Here is a 19,550-nt window from a genome sequence, read left to right on the forward strand (position 1 = left end):
CGCGTGTCCCGGCACGGCGGGCCCCGGCGCCGCTACTTGCCCCGGACGGGCGGGCATCCGGGATCGGTGCCGCACCACACCGTGCGGGTGACGGTGACCGTGACCGTCGGCCCCGGCTGCCGGGGCGCGGGCGGCTGGTAGGTGGTCGGCAGGCGGGTGGGCGGCCGGTAGGTGGTCGGCCGGTACGTGGACGGCCGGTACGTGGACGGCCGGTACGTGGACGGCCGGTACGTGGGGACGGTGGTCGCGCGGCAGTCGCCGAGGCCGTCGGCGTGGAAGAGCACCTTGCCGCCCACCTTCGCGGTCAGGTCCCCGCGCACGCAGGCGCCGTCGACGGTCCCGTCGACCTGCCCGGTGACGGTGATCTTCCGGTTGTCCTTCGTACGGCCCTGGCAGTCCACGGAGGCGAGCACGGACCGGGACGCGGCGGGCGAGGGGCCGCTCTGCCGGTCCGGCGCGGACGCCTTGCCGCCGTCCCGGGAGCGGGCGGTGCAGCTGAACCAGCTCACGGAGACATGCCGCCGGTTCAGCTCGGCGGTGGCCGTGCGGTCGGTCGTGTACGACACCGTCGTGGTGCTCAGGCCGCCGCCGGGGTCGCAGGCGGCCAGGCCGCCCACCGCGGCGGCCACGAGCGCCGCCACGGCCATCGTCCGCCGCCCGCGCGGCAGGTGCCGGATCCGCCTCGATACCCGCATACCCGGCAGAATGCCACCGGCCCGCCCCCGGCGGTAGAGCGCATACGGCCACGCGCGCGCCGTGCGCGCCCGCGCACGACGCCCAGCGCAGGGCACGGCGTGCAGCGCAGGCATGGCGCACGGCGCACGGCGCACGGCGCATGCTCAGGAGCGCAGCAGCAGCCACTCCTGCAACTCCACGAGGTTGCCCTCCGGGTCCTTGAGGTGGGCGACGCGCATCCGGTCGCCCATCGGCGCCGGGCCGTGGGCCAGTCGGGCGCCGCGGGCGGTGAGCTGCGCGCAGTAGGCGTCCAGGTCGTCCACGCGCAGCACCACCAGCGAGCGGTGCCCGGTCGCGGTCTCCCCCAGCTCCCCCAGCACCTCGGCCATCATCGCCCGGTCCTGGAGGGCGATGCCCGCCGAACCGGTGGCCGGGCTGAACTTCTCGTACGGGCCCTGCTCGGCGCCCGACTGCGGCTTGAGGCCGAGCACGTCGGCGTAGAAGCGGTAGCAGGCGGCGAAGTCGGTGACGAGCAGCCGGACCTGGGCGAGTTCCACGGTCATGTCCCCCTGTGCGGTCGGTGACCGCGGACTCAGGACCAGCGGCCCGTACGCCCCATCAGCAGGGCCGCCGCCGCGGTCCCCGCGGTCGATGTACGCAGCACCGTACGCCCGAGGACGCAGATCCGCGCGCCCGCCTCCGCGAAGAGCGCCAGCTCCTCGGGGGACACGCCGCCCTCGGGGCCCACGATCAGCACGATCTCGCCGTGGGCGGGCAGGTCGGCGGTGGCCAGCGGGTCGTGGCCGCTCTCGTGCAGGACGGCGGCGAAGTCGGCCCCGGCGACGAGCGCGGCGACCTGCTTGGCGGTGGCGGCGTCCGCGACCTCGGGGAAGCGGGCCCGGCGGGACTGCTTGCCGGCCTCGCGGGCGGTCGCCCGCCACTTGCCGAGCGCCTTCAGACCCCGCTCGCCCCGCCACTGGGTGATGCAGCGCGAGGCGGCCCAGGGCACGATCGCGTCGACGCCGACCTCCGTCATGGTCTCCACGGCCAGTTCGCCGCGGTCGCCCTTGGGCAGGGCCTGGACGACAGTGATCCGGGGCGAGGGCGCGGGTTCCTCGGTCACCGCGTCCAGCCGTACGACGAGCCGGTCCTTGCCCTCGGCCGCGGTGACCTCGCCCTCGGCCCGGCGGCCGGCGCCGTCGGTGAGCACCACCCGCTCGCCGGGCTGGAGCCGCTTCACCGAGACGGCGTGCCGCCCCTCGGGGCCGTCCAGCACGAACTCCCCGCGGGCGTCGGCCGGTTCGTCGGCCAATCCCTCGGCGACGAACACCGGTGCGGTCATCGGGGGTCGCCTCCGGTCCGCGGCCGGGCGGACAACGCGCCGCTGGCGGCGTCCAGTTCGGCCGCCAGGACCTGGACCAGTTCCCCGGCGGGCAGGGCGCGGGCCTGGCGGTGGCCCTGTCCGGCCCACAGCGCCATGCCCTGCGGGTCACCGGCCTGCGCCGCCGCCTTGCGCAGCGGGGAGGCGAGGTGGTGGACCTGCGGGTAGGCGGCCGGGGCGTAGGGGCCGTGTTCGCGCATGAAGCGGTTGACCAGGCCGCGGGCGGGCCGTCCGGAGAAGGCGCGGGTCAGTTCCGTGTGCGGGAACAGCGGGTCGGTCAGGGCCTGCTTGTGCAGGGCGTGCGCCCCGGACTCGGGGGTGGCGAGGAAGGCCGTGCCGAGCTGGGCGGCGCTCGCGCCGGCGGCGAGGACGGCGGCGATCTGGCTGCCGCGCATGATGCCGCCCGCGGCGATGACCGGCAGCTCCACCGCCTCGCTGACCTGCGCGACCAGGGAGAGTACGCCGATGCCCGCGCCGTCGTTCTCCCGCTGGTCGCGGTGGGTGCCCTGATGGCCGCCCGCCTCCACGCCCTGGGCGATCACCGCGTCCGCGCCGGACCGGCCCACGGCCAGCGCCTCGTCGACGGTGGTCGCGGTGACCAGGACGTAGGTGCCGACGCGGTGCAGGGAGTCGACGACCTCACGGGTGGGGGCGCCGAAGTGGAAGGAGACCACGGGGACCGGGTCGTCCAGCAGGACGGCGAGTTTCACGTCGTAGCCGTCGTCGTGCCCGCACTCGGGGTCGCCCAGCTCCGTCTCGTACCAGGTGGCCTCGCCCGCCAGCTGCTGGGCGTAGAGGTCGACGGCGCCGGACTCCGCGAGGTCGGGCTGGGGCATGAAGACGTTGACGCCGAAGGGGCGGCCGGTCAGCCCGCGCACCTGTTTGATCTCCTGGTACATGCCGTCCGCCGTCTTGTAGCCGGCGGCGATGAAGCCCAGTCCGCCGGCCTCGGAGACCGCGGCGGCCAGCTGCGGCCCGGAGGGGCCGCCCGCCATCGGGGCCTGCACGATCGGCCGAGGGAAGAGATCGGTCAGCGCGGACAATGCGGAGGACATGACCGCATGGTGTCACGTCCGCGGCACGCCGCCGCATCCGGGCGTCCTCTGGCATATGCCAAAGGCAGCCACCGATACCGGTGGCTGCCCTTGGGAGCGCTTCCCCGCCCGGACGCGGCCGGGCGGACCCGCTCAGCGTCCGTTGAACGCGTCCTTCAGCCGCGAGAACAGGCCCTGCTGGCCGGGCTGGAACTGCCCCTGGGGCCGCTCCTCGCCGCGCAGCTCGGCCAGCTCCCGCAGCAGGCGCTCCTGCTCGGGGTCGAGCTTGGTCGGCGTCTGCACCTCGACGTGCACGATGAGGTCGCCCCGGCCGCCGCCGCGCAGATGCGTGACGCCCCGGTCGTGCAGCGGGATCGACTGCCCGGACTGGGTGCCCGGCCGGATGTCGACCTCCTCCAGGCCGTCCAGCGTCTCCAGCGGCACCTTGGTGCCCAGGGCCGCCGCCGTCATCGGCAGGGTGACCGTGCAGTGCAGGTCGTCGCCGCGCCGTTGGAAGGAGGAGTGCGGCAGCTCGTGGATCTCGACGTAGAGGTCGCCGGCGGGGCCGCCGCCGGGGCCGACCTCGCCCTCGCCCGCGAGCTGGATGCGGGTGCCGTTGTCCACGCCCGCCGGGATCTTCACCGTCAGGGTGCGGCGGGCGCGGATGCGGCCGTCGCCCGCGCACTCCGGGCACGGGGTGGGCACCACGGTGCCGAAACCCTGGCACTGCGGGCAGGGCCGCGAGGTCATGACCTGGCCCAGGAAGGACCGGGTGACCTGCGAGACCTCACCGCGGCCGCGGCACATGTCGCAGGTCTGGGCGGTGGTGCCCGGGGCCGCGCCCTCGCCGCTGCACGTGGTGCAGACGACGGCGGTGTCGACCTGGATGTCCTTCGTGGTGCCGAAGGCCGCCTCGTCCAGCTCGACCTCCAGCCGGATCATGGCGTCCTGGCCGCGGCGCGTGCGCGAGCGCGGTCCGCGCTGCGAGGCCGTGCCGAAGAACGCGTCCATGATGTCGGAGAAGTTGCCGAAGGAACCGGCGCCGAAGCCGCCCGCGCCGGCCCCGCCGGACTGCGAGAGGGGGTCCCCGCCGAGGTCGTAGACCTGCTTCTTCTGCGGGTCCGACAGCACCTCGTAGGCGGCGTTGATCTCCTTGAACCGCTCCTGGGTCTTCGGATCGGGGTTGACGTCCGGGTGCAGCTCGCGCGCGAGCCGGCGGAACGCCTTCTTGATCTCATCCTGCGACGCGTCGCGGCGCACGCCGAGAACGGCGTAGTAGTCCGTGGCCACTTACGACTCCGCCAGGATCTGTCCGACGTACCGTGCCACTGCGCGTACCGCTCCCATCGTTCCCGGGTAGTCCATGCGGGTCGGTCCGACCACGCCGAGCTTGGCCACTGCCTCGCCGCCCGAACCGTAACCGACCGACACGATGGACGTGGAGTTGAGTCCTTCGTGGGCGTTCTCGTGACCGATGCGCACGGTCATGCCCTGGTCCTGTGTCTCACCGAGCAGCTTCAGCAGGACGACCTGCTCCTCCAGCGCCTCCAGCACGGGCCGGATGGTGAGGGGGAAGTCGTGTCCGAAGCGGGTGAGGTTGGCGGTGCCGCCGATCATCAGCCGCTCCTCGTTCTCCTCGACGAGGGTCTCCAGGAGGGTGGACAGCACGGTGGCGACCGCGCCCCGGTCCTCCAGGTCGAACCCGTCGGGGAGGTCCTCGACCAGCTGCGGCACATCCGCGAAGCGGCGGCCCGCGACCCGGCTGTTCAGCCGCGCCCGCAGGTCCGCGAGGGACGTCTCGCCGAAGGGCGCCGGGCAGTCGATCATCCGCTGCTCGACCCGGCCGGTGTCCGTGATCAGCACGAGCATCACGCGCGCGGGTGCGAGCGCGAGCAGTTCCACGTGCCGCACGGTCGAACGGGTCAGCGACGGGTACTGCACCACGGCGACCTGCCGGGTCAGCTGCGCCAGCAGCCGCACCGTGCGGGCCACCACGTCGTCGAGGTCGACGGCGCCGTCGAGGAAGTTCTGGATGGCGCGCCGCTCGGGCGCGGTCATCGGCTTGACCCCGGCCAGCTTGTCGACGAAGAGGCGGTACCCCTTGTCGGTGGGGATCCGGCCCGCGCTGGTGTGCGGCTGGGCGATGAAGCCCTCGTCCTCCAGGGCCGCCATGTCGTTGCGGACCGTGGCCGGTGAGACGCCGAGGTTGTGCCGCTCGGTGAGGGCCTTGGAGCCCACCGGCTCCTCGGTGCCGACGTAGTCCTGGACGATGGCGCGCAGCACCTGAAGCCGTCGCTCGCTGAGCATCGCGCACACCTCCAGAGTCGTCCCTCGGCTTCCGCCTGGCACTCGGCGCATTCGAGTGCCAGCATTCCCCGGCCCAGTGTACGGCCGTGGGGTACGCCGGGGGCAAGACTGGTCCAGGTGACCGGTCCGGGGAAGGCCAGGGGCTTTCGTTCGGATCAGGCCGGATGAGGGAGCGGGGTCTGGTGCCGTGCCTCGCAAGGCGGAGGAGGGCGGCATGGCGGAGCCATGGCAACCGACGACAACGCCGCGAGGGACGGCACCAGGGCACGCGAGCCCGGCATGATCCGAACGAGAGGCCCTAGCGTTCCGGTATGACCGTGACTTGGGAAGAGCTCGGGTGGGAGCGGCTGGCGGACGGCGTGGGGCGGGTGCGGCTCCCGGGGTGGGACTGCACGGTCGGGCTGGTCGCCGGAGCCGGGGCGGCGCTGATGGTGGACGCGGGCTCCTCCCTCGCCGAGGGCGCGCGGCTGCGTGCGCGGGCGCGCGAGCTGACCGGCGGCGATGTGACACATCTCGCGCTGACACACCCCCACTTCGACCATGTGCTCGGGGCGGCGGCGTTCGACGGCGCCGAGATCCTCGCCGCCGAGGGGGCGCGCACGGTGCTCGGCGACGCGCGCGGGCGCGCGGAGCTGCGCGAGGACGCGGTGCGCCAGGGGCTCGACGCGGCGGCGGCCGAGGAGGCCGCGGCGGCCCTCCCGGTCCCCGGCCGCGAGGTTTGCGGGCGGCTGGCCCTGCCGCTGGGCGGCGGCCGGGAGGCGGTACTGGCAGAGCTGGGCGCCTCGCACAGCACGCACGACCTGGCGGTGCTGGTGCCGGTGCCGGGCGGACGGCCGGTGGTCTTCTGCGGCGACCTGGTCGAGGAGTCCGGCGAGCCGCAGGCGGGCCCGGACGCGGCGCCGTCCCGGTGGCCCGCCGCGCTGGACCGGCTCCTCGCGCTGGGCGGCGAGGACGCGCTCTACGTCCCCGGGCACGGTGCGGTGGTCGACGCCGCCTTCGTCCGGGCCCAGCGCGACGCGCTGGCCGACCGCTTCGGCGTGTCGCGCTGACCGCGGCCCCGGATCTCCCTATCGTCACTCGAATGCGCCAGTACTCCGCCGACCTCACCCCGCCCTGGAAGAAGCCGCGGGCCGTGCCCGAGGTGGCGGCCGAGCCGGGGCTCGTGGTGGAGGAGCCGGCGACCGGATTCTGCGGGGCGGTGATCCGCTGCGAGGCGGGCATGGTGACCCTGGAGGACCGCTTCGGCAAGCACCGCGTCTTCCCGCTCCAGCCCCGGGGCTTCCTGCTGGAGGGCCGCCCGGTGACGCTGGTGCGGCCCGCCTCGGGTCCGGTACGTCCCACCCGTACCGCCTCCGGTTCGGTCGCCGTCCCCGGCGCACGCGCGCGCGTGGCCCGCGCCGGGCGCATCTACGTGGAGGGGCGGCACGACGCCGAGCTGGTCGAGAAGGTGTGGGGCGACGACCTGCGCATCGAGGGCGTCGTCGTGGAGTACCTGGAGGGCGTGGACGACCTGCCCGCCATCGTCGAGGAGTTCGCGCCCGGCCCGGACGCCCGTCTCGGCGTCCTCGTCGACCATCTCGTCCCGGGCAGCAAGGAGTGGCGGATCGCCGAGGCGGTCACCAGTGAGCACGCGCTCGTCGTCGGGCATCCGTACATCGACGTCTGGGAGGCCGTGAAGCCGTCCTCGCTGGGCATCGAGGCGTGGCCCCGGATCCCGCGCGGCCAGGACTGGAAGACCGGGGTCTGCCGCGCCCTGGGCTGGCCGGACCACACGGGCGCGGCCTGGCAGCGGATCCTCGGGCGGGTGCGGTCGTACAGGGATCTGGAGCCGGAGCTGCTGGGGCGGGTCGAGCAACTGATCGATTTCGTGACGGAGCCGGCGTAGAGCCACCTGGCCGGCCCGGGTCGCTCAGTCGACCAGGTCCCGCACCACCGCGTCCGCCAGCAGCCGGCCGCGCAGGGTGAGCGCCGCGTGCCCGGCGTCGTACGGCTCCCGCTGGAGCAGGCCGTCCGACAGCGCCCGGCGGGAGGCCGCGAGGCCCGCCTCGCGCAGCAGGTCCAGCGGTACGCCCTCGCGCAGCCGCAGCTCCAGCAGGATCCGCTCCACCCGGCGGTCCTCCTCGGTGAGGAGTTCGCGCCCGGCGCCCGGGGAGCGCCCCTGGGCGAGGGCCGCCGCGTACGCGCCGGGGTGCTTGACGTTCCACCAGCGCACGCCGCCCACGTGGCTGTGCGCGCCGGGGCCCGCGCCCCACCAGTCCGCGCCGCGCCAGTACAGCTCGTTGTGCAGGCAGCGGGCGGCCCGGGAGGTCGCCCAGTTGGACACCTCGTACCACTCGAAGCCCGCGGCGGACAGCGTCTCCTCGGCGATCAGATAGCGGTCGGCGTGCACGTCGTCGTCGGTCATGGGGACCTCGCCGCGCCGGATCCGGCGGGCCAGCTGGGTGCCCTCCTCGACGATGAGCGCGTAGGCGGAGACATGGTCGGGGCCCGCGCCGAGGGCCGCGTCCAGGGAGGCACGCCAGTCGTCGTCGGACTCGCCGGGTGTGCCGTAGATCAAATCGAGGTTGACATGCTCGAAACCGGCGGCGCGGGCCTCGGCGACACACGCCTCGGGGCGGCCGGGCGTGTGGGTGCGGTCGAGGATCTTCAGCACATGCTGCCGGGCGCTCTGCATGCCGAAGGAGATCCGGTTGAAGCCGCCCTCCCGCAGGGCCGCCAGATACGCCGGGCCGACCGACTCGGGGTTGGCCTCCGTGGTGATCTCCGCGTCGGGCGCGAGACCGAACTCGTCCCGGATCGCGGCCAGCATCCGGACCAGGTCACCGGCGGCGAGCAGGGTGGGCGTACCGCCGCCGACGAAGACCGTGCGGACCGGGCGCGGGTCGTCGCCGAGGACCTTGCGGGCGAGCCGGACCTCGTCGACGAGGGTCTCGGCGTAGTTGTCGCGGGAGGCGAGGACACCGCCGGTGCCGCGCAGCTCGGTGGCGGTGTAGGTGTTGAAGTCGCAGTAGCCGCAGCGGGTGGCGCAGTACGGGACGTGCAGATAGAACCCGAGCGGCCGGCCTGCGGCGCCGGTGAGCGCGGAGACGGGCAGCGCGCCGTCGGCGGGGACGGGCTCGCCGTCGGGGAGTGCGGAAGGCATGCCTTCCATTGTCCGGCATCGGACCGGTGGACCGGACGCGACGGGAGTCGGCCGGGAGGCCGGGGAGCCGGGAGGCCGGGGAGCCGGGAGGCCGGAAGACCGGGAAGCGGGAGGCCGGGAGGCCGGGAGCGGCGGTCGGCCGGGGAGCCTGGGCAGGAACGGGGTTCCGTCGGCCGCCCGCGAGCGTGAGCGGCGGTCGGCCGGTGAGCCGGGCAGGAACGGCGACGCGTCGGAGGCCGGGGGTGTGTCCGGCTCGCGACCGGCGGGCCGGGGCATCGCTGGTGACGGCCTGCCGCCCGGAGCATGAGCGCTGTCCGCCTGCCGCCCGGAGCGTGATCGATGTCCCGCCTGCCGCCGGGGGCACGACCGGCGTCGGCTCGGGGTGGCGGGCCGATGCCGGCCATGCTCCGGGCGGTGGGCGGGCGCGGGCGAGGGGGCCCGGTCCACTGGTCGAACGCCGGCCGTGCTCCGGTCGGCAGGCCGGACGCCGGGTGCTTCCGGACGGAAGGCTCTGCGCTCGTCACGCTCCTGTCGTCGGGCGGGGCACCGGCCGCGCGCCCCGGGCGGCGACCGTACGCCGGTCACGGGCACGGCCCGGCCGTGCGTGGGCCGTCCGCTCTCCGGGCAGCGGGGCACGCACGGCGCTCACACGGCCGGACCGAGGCACCACCGGCACCCGGCGTCCCGCTCGCCGCCCGCGGCGCCGTCGGAGTCCTGCCCGCCCACCGGAGCACGGTCGGCGGGCAGGACCGACAGGCGCGGGGTGTGACCGGTGTTCCTCCGACCGCCTCGGGCCCCGTCACTGGGCCTGGAGCACCAGCAGGGCCAGGTCGTCCTCGGGAGGGGACTCGCCGAAGCCGTGCACGAGGTCTCGGATGCGGTCGGCGATCAGGTCGGCGTCCAGGCCCGCGCAGTCGGCGAGGGCGGCGGCGAGGCCGTCGCCGTCGTCGAGCTGGCGGGAGCCGGAGCGGCGCTCGGTCACCCCGTCGGTGACGCAGAGGAGGGAGTCTCCCGGGGCCAGCTCGAAGCTGTCGCACAGGTACGTCTCGTCCTCGATGACGCCGAGCAGGGTCTGCGGGTGCGCGACCGTGCGGACGTCGCCGCCCCGGGTGAGCAGCAGCGGCAGCGGGTGCCCGGCGCAGGCGAGGGTGCAGCGGACACCGCCCTCGAAGGGGGCCAGCTCGCCGTAGAGGAGGGACAGGAAGCGGGTCTGCGGCGCGTCGCCGGGGGCGACGGGGCCGGCCAGGGCGCGGGCGGCGGCGTCGGCGGCCTCGGTGGCGTCGTCAAGGAGGAGCTGGTTGAGGCGGTCCAGGACGTCGGGGACGCCGTAGCCCTCGCGGGCCAGCAGCCGCAGCCAGGGCCGGGCGAGCCCGATGACCACGGCGGCCTCCGGGCCCTTGCCCTGGACGTCGCCGACGGCGAAGCACCAGCGGCCGTCGCCCGCCGGGAAGAGGTCGTAGAAGTCGCCGCTCGGGCCGCCCTGGTCGCACGGCTCGTAGACGAGGGCGCTGCGCAGCCCGGGGATCTCGGCGACCGCGCCGGGCAGCAGTCCGCGCTGGAGGACGGCGCTGATGGTGGCCTGCCGGGCGTACTGGCGGGCCGCGCCGATGCCGAGCGCGACCCGGCGGCTGAGGTCCTCCACCAGGCCGGTGATCTCGTCGGGGAAGCGGGGCAGTCCGACCCGGCCGATGACGAGGGTGCCCAGCGGGCGGCCCCCGGCGACCAGCCGGTAGGCGAGCGCGGCGCCGTCCGCCTCGCGCGGGCCCAGGGCCGCCCCGGGCCACGGGTAGGGCACGGGACCGGAGCCCGGCGCGTCGTCCGCGGGCCGGGGCGGGTCTTTCTCCAGGGCCAGGCGCAGTTGCTCCAGGTGGTTCTCGCTGCCGTGCCAGACGCGGGCGAGGCGGCCGCCGGGCGCGCCGGTGCCGTCGCCCCACAGACCGCCGCGCGCCGTGGACTCGTCCTCCAGCCACACCGCGCACCAGTCGGCCAGGCGCGGCACGACGAGCTGGCCGGTGAGCGAGGCGACGAGGTCCTCGTCGAGCTGCCCGGCGAGCAGGTCGGACGCCTCGGCGAGGAAGGACAGGGCGCCGCGGCCCAGCCACTCGCGGTCGCGTTCGGCGCGCTGCGGTTCGGGCGCGAGGATCTCGGCGACGCCGAGGCAGGGTTCGGTGCCCGGCCCGGCGGCGGCGCCCTCCTCGTCCGGCTGCCGCTCGTCGGCGGAGAGCCGCGCCCACACCGTCTTGGCGCCGGTCCGGTAGGTGATGCCCCACTCCTGCGCGAGCGCGGCGACCAGCCGCAGGCCGCGGCCGTACTCCGGGGGCTCGTACGCCGTCTCCTGGCCGTGGCCGCGGGGGGCGCGCGAGGGGTGCCGGTCGGTGACCTCCACCACGCACGCGCCGGTGTCGGGCTCCCGGCGGCAGCTCAGCTCGGCCTGGGTGCCCGCGTGCACGACGGCGTTGGTGACCAGTTCGCTGACGACGACCAGGATCTCGTCGGCCAGCCGCTCCGGGACGGCGAGGCCGAGATCGCGCCATTTCGTGAACGCGGTGCGCACCAGCGCGCGGGCGGAGCCGGGTGCCACCGGGCTGCCGGGCAGGGTCGCGCACACCTCCCCGGCTGCCTCCGCGCACCGGCGTGCGCCCGGCTCACCGGCGCGGAACCCCGTCTCCCGCTGCGTCGGAATGGCCCCCATCTACAGCTCCCCGAGCAATCGGACGAAAGGTCGGTCATCGCCGCCAGGGTGACAGACCGACCACGCTCCGAAGCACCGGGTTACCGAACTGGACCGCCCCACGCGAGAACTCCGCCGGGGAGCGCACGGACCCGAACGTTTCCGGCCACTTCGGGACCGTTCCGAGGGGGCGTAGGCGATCCGGGGCGTCCGGCTGCGGCCCGGGACGGCCGACTGCGACCGGGCGTCCGGCGGAGCCGCGCGGGTGGGGCGGCGGGGCGGTCAGGCTTCCCGGGTCCCCGCGTACATGTCGTCGATCAGATGCTTGTACGCCCGCTCCACCACCGGCCGCTTGAGCTTGAGGGACGGGGTGATCTCGCCGTGCTCGACGTCGAGGTCGCGCGGGAGGAGGCGGAACTTCTTGATGGTCTGCCAGCGCTGGAGACCTTCGTTGAGCTGGCGGACGTAGCCGTCGATCAGCTCCACGGTCTGCGGGGCGGCGACGACCTCGGCGTAGGAGCGGCCGCGCAGGCCGTTCTCCGCGGCCCATTCGAGGATGGCGGGCTCGTCCAGCGAGATGAGGGCGGTGCAGAAGTTCCGGTCGGCGCCGTGGACGAGGATGTTCGAGACGTACGGGCAGACCGCCTTGAACTGGCCCTCGACCTCGGCGGGCGCGATGTACTTGCCGCCGGAGGTCTTGATGAGGTCCTTCTTGCGGTCGGTGATGCGCAGATAGCCGTCCGGGGACAGCTCGCCGATGTCTCCGGTGTGGAACCAGCCGTCGGACTCCAGCACCTCTTCGGTCTTCTCGGGCAGCTTGTGGTAGCCCTGCATGATGCCGGGGCCGCGCAGCAGGATCTCGCCGTCCCCGGCGATCCGTACCTCCGTGCCGGGCAGCGGCTTGCCGACGGTGCCGGTGCGGTATGCCTCGCCCGGGTTGACGAAGGAGGCGGCGGAGGACTCGGTGAGGCCGTAGCCCTCCAGGATGTGGATGCCCGCGCCGGAGAAGAAGTAGCCGATCTCCGGGGCGAGGGCGGCGCTGCCGGAGATGCAGGCGCGCAGCCGCCCGCCGAACGCGTCGCGGATCTTGGCGTAGACGAGCGCGTCGGCGACCTTGTGCCGGGCGGCCAGCGCGAACGGCGCCGTGTGCACACCGGTGCGCCTGAAGTTGTCCTGGGTGACCTTGCCGTACTCGCGCGCTACCTCGGCGGCCCACTGGAAGATCTTGTACTTGGCGTTGCCGCCGGCGCGTGCCTTGGCGGCGACGCCGTTGTAGACCTTCTCGAAGATGCGCGGCACGGCGGCCATGTAGGTCGGCCGGACCACCGGGAGGTTCTCGATGATCTTGTCGACACGGCCGTCGACGGCGGTGACGTGCCCCAGCTCGATCTGTCCGGAGGTGAGGACCTTGCCGAAGACATGGGCGAGCGGCAGCCACAGGTACTGCACGTCGTCGGGGCCGAGCAGACCGGTCGAGGCGATGGCCTTGGCCATGTACGACCAGTTGTCGTGCGGCAGGCGGACGCCCTTGGGGCGGCCGGTGGTGCCGGAGGTGTAGATGAGGGTGGCGAGCTGGTCCTTGGTGATCGCGCCGACCCGCTCCTTGATCAGCTCCGGGTGCTTCTCCAGGTAGGCGGCGCCGCGCTCCTCCAGCTCGGCGAGGGTCAGCACCCACTCGCCGCTCTCCACGCCCGCCGGGTCGATCACGACGACGTGGTGCAGGTCGGGCAGCTCGGCGCGCCGGTCCGCCGCCTTGGCCAGCTGCTCGGCGTTCTCCGCGATCAGCACCCGGCTCTCGGAGTCGGCGAGGATGAAGGCGGACTCGTCGGCGTTGGTCTGCGGGTAGACCGTGGTGGTGGCCGCGCCCGCGCACATGATGCCGAGGTCGGCGAGCAGCCACTCCACGCGCGTGGACGAGGCGAGCGCGACGCGCTCCTCGGGCCGTACGCCCAGTTCGATGAGGCCGGCGGCGATGGCGTGCACCCGCTCGGCGGCCTGCGCCCAGCTCAGCGAGCGCCATTCGTCGGGGCCCTCGCCCGAGGAGGGCGGCACGGGGTAGCGGTAGGCCTCGGCGTCCGGTGTGGCCGCCACGCGCTCCAGGAAGAGGGCCGCCACGGACGGCGGACGGTTCTCGATCAGGGTCTGTGCGTCGCTCACGACATCCTCCGGGGCCCGCGGCAGTGCGGCGGCTGGCTCAGGTGCGGCTGGGTTGACTCACGGGTGGTGGCTGGGCTGGTGGTCCGGCCGGCGGAGCCGGCTTGTTTAACTCACGAGTAACTAGCGGGCAGGCATCAGGGTAGAGGGCGACCGGCCACCGCGTAAGGGGCTGTGGCCTGAGACTTCCCACAGAGCGCTACCACGCGCATGCGCAGGGGCCCGCCGCACTGTCGTGCGACGGGCCCCTTTTCACCCGGTTCCGCACCCGCTCCGCCGCCGCGGCGGCCGGGCACGGCGAAGCCGCGCGGTCACTTCTTGCTCTTGGCCGACGCCCCGCTGTCGTCGCTGGAGAGCACCGCGATGAACGCCTCCTGGGGAACCTCCACGGAACCCACCATCTTCATGCGCTTCTTGCCCTCCTTCTGCTTCTCCAGCAGCTTGCGCTTACGCGAGATGTCACCGCCGTAGCACTTGGCGAGGACGTCCTTGCGGATGGCGCGGATGGTCTCGCGGGCGATCACGCGCGACCCGATGGCGGCCTGGACGGGCACCTCGAAGTTCTGCCGCGGGATCAGCTCGCGCAGCTTGGCGACGAGCCGCACGCCGTACGCGTACGCCTGGTCCTTGTGGGTGATCGCGGAGAACGCGTCCACCTTGTCGCCGTGCAGCAGGATGTCGACCTTGACCAGGGAGCTGCTCTGCTCGCCGGTGGGCTCGTAGTCCAGGGAGGCGTAGCCGCGCGTCTTGGACTTCAGCTGGTCGAAGAAGTCGAAGACGATCTCCGCGAGCGGCAGGGTGTAGCGGATCTCGACCCGGTCCTCGGAGAGGTAGTCCATGCCGAGCAGGGTGCCGCGCCGGGTCTGGCACAGCTCCATGATCGCGCCGATGAACTCGGTGGGCGCGAGGATCGTGGCGCGCACGACCGGCTCGTACACCTCCGCGATCTTCCCCTCGGGGAACTCGCTCGGGTTGGTGACGGTGATCTCGCTGCCGTCCTCCATGATCACGCGGTAGACCACGTTGGGAGCGGTGGCGATCAGGTCGAGGCCGAACTCGCGCTCCAGGCGCTCGCGGATCACGTCCAGGTGCAGCAGGCCGAGGAAGCCGACGCGGAAGCCGAAGCCGAGCGCGGCGGAGGTCTCCGGCTCGTAGACCAGCGCGGCGTCGTTGAGCTGGAGCTTGTCCAGCGCCTCGCGCAGCTCCGGGTAGTCGGAGCCGTCCAGCGGGTACAGGCCGGAGAAGACCATCGGCTTGGGGTCCTTGTACCCGCCGAGGGCCTCGGTGGCGCCCTTGTGCTGGCTGGTGACGGTGTCACCGACCTTGGACTGGCGGACGTCCTTCACCCCGGTGATGAGATAGCCCACCTCGCCGACGCCCAGGCCGTCGGCCGGCAGCATCTCCGGGGAGTTGGTGCCGATCTCCAGCAGCTCGTGCGTGGCGCCGGTGGACATCATCCGGATCCGCTCGCGCTTGTTGAGCTGGCCGTCGATGACTCGGACGTACGTCACCACGCCCCGGTAGGAGTCGTAGACCGAGTCGAAGATCATCGCGCGGGCCGGGGCGTCCTTGACGCCGACCGGGGCGGGGATGCGCTCGACCGCACGGTCGAGCAGCGCCTCCACGCCGAGGCCCGTCTTGGCGGAGACCTTCAGCACGTCGTCCGGGTCGCAGCCGACCAGGTTCGCCAGTTCCTCGGCGAACTTCTCCGGCTGCGCGGCCGGCAGGTCGATCTTGTTGAGGACCGGGATGATCGTGAGGTCGTTCTCCATCGCCAGATAGAGGTTGGCGAGGGTCTGCGCCTCGATGCCCTGGGCGGCGTCGACCAGGAGGATCGTCCCCTCGCAGGCGGCGAGCGAGCGGGAGACCTCGTAGGTGAAGTCGACGTGCCCCGGCGTGTCGATCATGTTGAGGATGTGCGTGTTGCCGGGGTCGTGGGTCGGCGCCCACGGCAGTCGCACCGCCTGGGACTTGATCGTGATGCCGCGCTCGCGCTCGATGTCCATGCGGTCGAGGTACTGAGCGCGCATCTGCCGCTGCTCGACCACACCGGTGAGCTGGAGCATCCGGTCGGCGAGAGTGGACTTGCCGTGGTCGATGTGCGCGATGATGCAGAAGTTGCGGATCAGCGCCGGGTCGGTACGGCTCGGCTCGGGCACATGGCTGGGGGTCGCGGGCACGCAGGGTCCTGATTCTTGAGGCGTCCGCATACGTGTGCTTGTCCGTCTGCGGTCTCGGGTCGGATCGATACGTAGTCTTTCCATGGTCCCATGTCCGGCGGCGGCCGGGGAGCGGCGACCGGTTTGGGCCGTGGAACGGGGCGCTGGTAACGTGGGGGGCTGTGTCTCATGCCCTCTCGGCGCGAGGCACACCGGAAAATTTTCGAAAGAGAAGGCTCATTCGTGGCGAACATCAAGTCCCAGATCAAGCGGATCAAGACCAACGAGAAGGCTCGGCTGCGCAACAAGGCCGTCAAGTCCTCCCTGAAGACCGCGATCCGCAAGGCCCGCGAGGCCGCTGCCGCGGGTGACGTCGAGAAGGCCACCGAGTACCAGCGCGCTGCCGCGCGTCAGCTCGACAAGGCCGTCTCGAAGGGCGTCATCCACAAGAACCAGGCCGCCAACAAGAAGTCGGCGCTGGCCATCAAGGTCGCGACCCTCAAGGGCTGAACTCCCTGACTTGACGCCGGACGGACCCGGGCGGGCCCTCTCTCATCCGCCCCCGGACGGCACCCAGAGCCTGTGCGCGGCCTGCGTTCGCCACGCGGGCATGGGCTCACCAGCATGACCGAAGGCCCCGGCCGCCTCCCTTCCCCAGGGAGCGCGTCCGGGGCCTTCGGTGTGCCCCCCCGTAGGCCCGGGTGTCAACGTGCACGTGGGGCCGGCTGTGGGAGCTGAGCCGGTATCCGTCTGTCGAGTCAGCCCATCACATGACCTTCTTCTCCTCGGTGACCATCACGGCCACCGATTCCATGTCGATGAAGCGTGCTTCGTCGGGGTTGACCAGCGTCCGGTAGTTCTCGGAGGCGAAGAAGGCGTCGTGATCCTCCCAGTTCTCGAACCAGATCTCCGTCAGGCCGTCGTAGGCCCGGGGCGGATAGTTCTCGGCGGGGACCGGGTGGGACACGGTGTACTTGCGCACGTAGCGCTCCGCCTCCGGGATGGAGGTGAACAGCGGCGCGTGCTGGTTGCGGTGGTGTTCGACGAAACGCTCGTGCGACATTCCCTCGACGCGGTTGATCATGAAGATGAGGGTGCGCCTCATACAGGCGTTCCTGGCAGCAGGCGTGCCCAGCAGCACCATCGCCGAGATGGCGCCCTGCATGTCCGAGCCGACCGAGGACAGGGCGCGGCAGGCACTGAGAATCATGGGCCGCGAGCGGGCCCGGCTGTCCGAGGCCATCGACGGCCTCGCTGCCGCCAGGACCGCGCTGGACCACCTCATTGAGGACAACCACGCCTACCTGACCCGGTCGGCGGACGACGGTCCGTGACGCGGGGGTGATCGGATCAGCGCGCGGACGACAGGAAGACAGCGGACCACAGGAAGACACCTGCGACGTGGAGTCCGGCCAATCATGGTGAAGGGAGGCAACAGTGCCTTGTGGGCGCGGATGTACGTGCCGCACCCCGCGTCTTCGCCATGACCGGCCGGACAGGTCCTAGCCGCGTCCCCGGGAACGGGCCGCGCGGGCGATAATCACCACGGCCTTCTCCAGCGCGTACTCGGGGTCGTCGCCGCCGCCCTTCACCCCGGCGTCCGCCTCGGCGACGGCGCGCAGGGCCACGGCGACCCCGTCCGGGGTCCAGCCGCGCATCTGCTGGCGTACGCGGTCGATCTTCCACGGCGGCATGCCCAGCTCGCGCGCCAGATCGGCGGGGCGTCCGCCGCGCGCGGAGGACAGCTTGCCGATGGCGCGCACGCCTTGCGCCAGCGCGCTGGTGATCAGCACGGGCGCCACCCCGGTCGCCAGCGACCAGCGCAGCGCCTCCAGGGCCTCGGCCGCGCGGCCCTCCACGGCCCGGTCGGCGACGGTGAAGCTGGAGGCCTCGGCGCGGCCCGTGTAGTACCGGGCGACGACGGCCTCGTCGATCGTCCCCTCCACGTCGGCGACCAGCTGGGACACCGCCGACGCAAGCTCGCGCAGATCGCTGCCGATCGCGTCGACCAGCGCCTGGCACGCCTCGGGCGTCGCCGAGCGGCCCAGACCCCGGAACTCGCCGCGCACGAAGGCGAGGCGGTCGGCGGGCTTGGTCATCTTGGGGCAGGCCACCTCCCGCGCGCCCGCCTTGCGGGCCGCGTCCAGCAGTCCCTTGCCCTTGGCGCCGCCCGCGTGCAGCAGCACGAGCGTGATCTCCTCGGCGGGCGAGGCCAGATACGCCTTCACGTCCTTGACGGTGTCGGCCGACAGGTCCTGCGCCGCGCGTACGACCACGACCTTGCGCTCGGCGAAGAGCGAGGGACTGGTCAGCTCGGCGAGGGTGCCGGGCTGCAACTGGTCGGGGGTGAGGTCCCGTACGTCCGTGTCGGCGTCGGCGGCGCGGGCGGCGGCCACCACCTCCCGCACGGCGCGGTCGAGCAGCAGCTCCTCCTGGCCCACGGCGAGCGTCAGCGGAGCGAGAGGGTCGTCATTCGCAGTCTTCCTGGCCATCGCGACAAGCATCCCACGGGCCACTGACAACGCCCGCGCCGCGCACCCGCCGCGGCCGGACGCTCCGTGCGCGCTCCGGCCGCTACGGCTCCTCGCGCCAGCCGTCCCACTCGCCCGCGAACGCGTCCAGCTCCGCCGCGTCCAGCCGCTCCTCCTCGTCGCGCAGGACGACGAGCCACTGGGCGTCCTCGGCGTCGTCCTCACCGGCCAGCGCGTCCCGTACGAGCTGCGGCTCCTCGCTGATGCCGAACCGCTCCGCCAGTTCCTCGGCCGCCTCCTGGGCCGCATCGCGGTCGGGCAGCACCAGGACATGTCTCACGTCACTCACGCACGCCATTGTCGGACATGGAGAACGCTGCGAACGCTGCGAACGCGGCGGACGGGGCAGACGCGCTGGATGCGCTGGACGCGGTGGAGCAGCACCGCCGCCGGGCACCGGCCCCGGACCCGCCCCCGGCCGTCACCGCCGCCGCCCCCCGGCACCGGCGAGCCGACCGGTCTCAGCCCTTGGGCACGATCTGCATGTCGAGTTCGACCTTGATGGTGGGGCCGACCACGGCGATGCCGCGCGCCAGCATCGTCTGCCAGCTGACGGTGAAGTCGTCGCGGTGCAGCTCGGCGGTGGCGCGGCAGGCCGCCCGCACCTCGCCCTCCATGCCGTGGCCGAGGCCCAGGTAGTCCGTGTCCAGGGTGACCGTGCGGGTCACACCGTGCAGGGAGAGCGCGCCGGTGATCGCCCACCGGTTGCCGCCGCGGTGCGCGAACCGGTCACCGTAGAACTCCAGCGTCGGGAACCGCGCCACGTCCAGGAAGTCCGGCGAACGCAGGTGGTCGTCGCGCATCCTGACGTTGGTGTCGATGGACGCCGCGTCGATCACCACGTGCATCGCCGACTGCTCGATGTCCTCGGCGACCCGCAGCACCCCGGCGAAGGAGTTGAACCGGCCGTGGATCCGGGCCAGTCCGATGTGCCGGGCGGTGAAGCCGATCGAGGAGTGCGTGGGCTCGATGTCCCAGTCGCCCGGCGCGGGCAGCTCGGGCGGCTGCGCGACCTGCAACGTCACATCGCCGAGAGAGGTGAGCGAGCTCTCCGTGACGGTCGCGGCGGCCCGGTAGGGCGCGTACCCCTCGGCGGACACGGCGAGCCGGTACTCCCCCGCGGGCACCGCCGCCACGAACGAGCCGAACGGGTCCGTCCCGCCGCCGACCACCTTGCGCCCCGCGCTGTCCATCACCGCGAACTCCGCCTGCGGCACCGGCTGGCTGACCGGATCGAGCACCCGGCAGCTGAGCACCCCGGCGTCCGGTGGGGTCCGCACCGCCGCCAGGGGACTCGTCCGTTGCACTCGCTTCGTACGGCTTCCCAGCAAGCGGCCGATCATCTACGACACCCTCTGCACGATGTGACAACACCTGTTTCCGAAGAATCATTCGATCACCGTTGAGGTATTCGAGGCAACACGGTGACACATCATGGGAAACCAACACATGTGACGCCTCTCGCACGAGTAGCCGGGTGTGACCTGAATTTCCCG

18 protein-coding genes are annotated in these 19,550 nt (G+C 73.0%); 4 read left to right on the plus strand and 14 right to left on the minus strand.

Annotation, left to right across the window (positions count from 1 at the left end):
* Positions 1-32: 32 nt before the first annotated feature.
* From R4Z62_RS10220 to hrcA, 6 genes are all read right to left on the minus strand, one after another.
* Complete coding sequence (locus tag R4Z62_RS10220; RefSeq protein WP_491519630.1) at positions 33-695, minus strand: hypothetical protein; 663 nt, start codon at positions 693-695, stop codon at positions 33-35.
* Positions 696-839: 144 nt separating this feature from the next.
* Positions 840-1,232 (minus strand): VOC family protein, encoded by a 393-nt coding sequence (locus R4Z62_RS10225; protein WP_491521857.1) that lies wholly within the window; start codon positions 1,230-1,232, stop codon positions 840-842.
* A 35-nt stretch (positions 1,233-1,267) separates the two neighbouring features.
* Positions 1,268-2,017: a 16S rRNA (uracil(1498)-N(3))-methyltransferase gene (locus tag R4Z62_RS10230; RefSeq protein ID WP_064533099.1), complete on the minus strand. Its 750-nt coding sequence runs from the start codon at positions 2,015-2,017 to the stop codon at positions 1,268-1,270.
* Complete coding sequence (locus tag R4Z62_RS10235; protein ID WP_491519631.1) at positions 2,014-3,111, minus strand: nitronate monooxygenase; 1,098 nt, start codon at positions 3,109-3,111, stop codon at positions 2,014-2,016. Before R4Z62_RS10235 ends, R4Z62_RS10230 begins: the two co-directional genes overlap by 4 nt.
* Before the next feature lie 132 nt (positions 3,112-3,243).
* Positions 3,244-4,380 carry a molecular chaperone DnaJ gene (gene dnaJ / locus R4Z62_RS10240; protein ID WP_064533101.1) on the minus strand — a complete coding sequence of 379 codons (1,137 nt, stop codon included), beginning with the start codon at positions 4,378-4,380 and terminating at the stop codon, positions 3,244-3,246.
* Positions 4,381-5,397 carry a heat-inducible transcriptional repressor HrcA gene (gene hrcA, locus R4Z62_RS10245; RefSeq protein WP_491519632.1) on the minus strand — a complete coding sequence of 339 codons (1,017 nt, stop codon included), beginning with the start codon at positions 5,395-5,397 and terminating at the stop codon, positions 4,381-4,383. It abuts the gene before it with no gap.
* 311 nt (positions 5,398-5,708) lie between these two features.
* On the opposite strand from hrcA, the gene R4Z62_RS10250 reads away from it, so the two are divergent.
* Both R4Z62_RS10250 and R4Z62_RS10255 read left to right on the plus strand, forming a co-directional pair.
* A complete protein-coding gene (locus R4Z62_RS10250; protein ID WP_491519633.1) occupies positions 5,709-6,446 on the plus strand; it encodes an MBL fold metallo-hydrolase in 738 nt (245 codons plus the stop codon).
* Between the two features lie 32 nt (positions 6,447-6,478).
* Entirely contained in the window at positions 6,479-7,282 is an 804-nt protein-coding gene (locus tag R4Z62_RS10255; RefSeq protein ID WP_491519634.1) for a DUF3097 domain-containing protein, read from the plus strand.
* Between the two features lie 24 nt (positions 7,283-7,306).
* Here the strand turns inward: R4Z62_RS10255 and hemW are convergent, their stop codons facing one another.
* The 4 genes from hemW to lepA form a co-directional block, all read right to left on the minus strand.
* A complete protein-coding gene (gene hemW, locus R4Z62_RS10260) occupies positions 7,307-8,539 on the minus strand; it encodes a radical SAM family heme chaperone HemW (protein WP_491519635.1) in 1,233 nt (410 codons plus the stop codon).
* 799 nt (positions 8,540-9,338) lie between these two features.
* A complete protein-coding gene (locus tag R4Z62_RS10265) occupies positions 9,339-11,231 on the minus strand; it encodes a SpoIIE family protein phosphatase (protein ID WP_491519636.1) in 1,893 nt (630 codons plus the stop codon).
* Between the two features lie 261 nt (positions 11,232-11,492).
* A complete protein-coding gene (locus R4Z62_RS10270) occupies positions 11,493-13,367 on the minus strand; it encodes an AMP-dependent synthetase/ligase (protein WP_064533106.1) in 1,875 nt (624 codons plus the stop codon).
* Positions 13,368-13,675: 308 nt separating this feature from the next.
* Entirely contained in the window at positions 13,676-15,544 is a 1,869-nt protein-coding gene (gene lepA, locus R4Z62_RS10275; protein ID WP_064533107.1) for a translation elongation factor 4, read from the minus strand.
* 222 nt (positions 15,545-15,766) lie between these two features.
* Between lepA and rpsT the strand changes: the two genes are divergently transcribed.
* Positions 15,767-16,033 (plus strand): 30S ribosomal protein S20, encoded by a 267-nt coding sequence (gene rpsT, locus R4Z62_RS10280; RefSeq protein ID WP_381743205.1) that lies wholly within the window; start codon positions 15,767-15,769, stop codon positions 16,031-16,033.
* 256 nt (positions 16,034-16,289) lie between these two features.
* Here the strand turns inward: rpsT and R4Z62_RS10285 are convergent, their stop codons facing one another.
* Positions 16,290-16,628: an EthD domain-containing protein gene (locus R4Z62_RS10285; RefSeq protein ID WP_491519637.1), complete on the minus strand. Its 339-nt coding sequence runs from the start codon at positions 16,626-16,628 to the stop codon at positions 16,290-16,292.
* Between R4Z62_RS10285 and R4Z62_RS10290 the strand changes: the two genes are divergently transcribed.
* Positions 16,618-16,857, plus strand: coding sequence for a MerR family transcriptional regulator (locus R4Z62_RS10290; RefSeq protein ID WP_382846782.1), 240 nt, complete (start codon positions 16,618-16,620; stop codon positions 16,855-16,857). The genes R4Z62_RS10285 and R4Z62_RS10290 overlap by 11 nt on opposite strands.
* Before the next feature lie 168 nt (positions 16,858-17,025).
* Here the strand turns inward: R4Z62_RS10290 and holA are convergent, their stop codons facing one another.
* The 3 genes from holA to R4Z62_RS10305 form a co-directional block, all read right to left on the minus strand.
* On the minus strand, positions 17,026-18,015 hold the full coding sequence (gene holA / locus R4Z62_RS10295; protein ID WP_216826768.1) for a DNA polymerase III subunit delta: 990 nt from the start codon (positions 18,013-18,015) through the stop codon (positions 17,026-17,028).
* Positions 18,016-18,097: 82 nt separating this feature from the next.
* Entirely contained in the window at positions 18,098-18,352 is a 255-nt protein-coding gene (locus R4Z62_RS10300; protein ID WP_037874304.1) for a hypothetical protein, read from the minus strand.
* Positions 18,353-18,515: 163 nt separating this feature from the next.
* On the minus strand, positions 18,516-19,397 hold the full coding sequence (locus tag R4Z62_RS10305; protein WP_382846779.1) for a YceI family protein: 882 nt from the start codon (positions 19,395-19,397) through the stop codon (positions 18,516-18,518).
* Positions 19,398-19,550 lie beyond the last annotated feature (153 nt).

Source organism: Streptomyces sp. PL-25 (assembly GCF_058344915.1).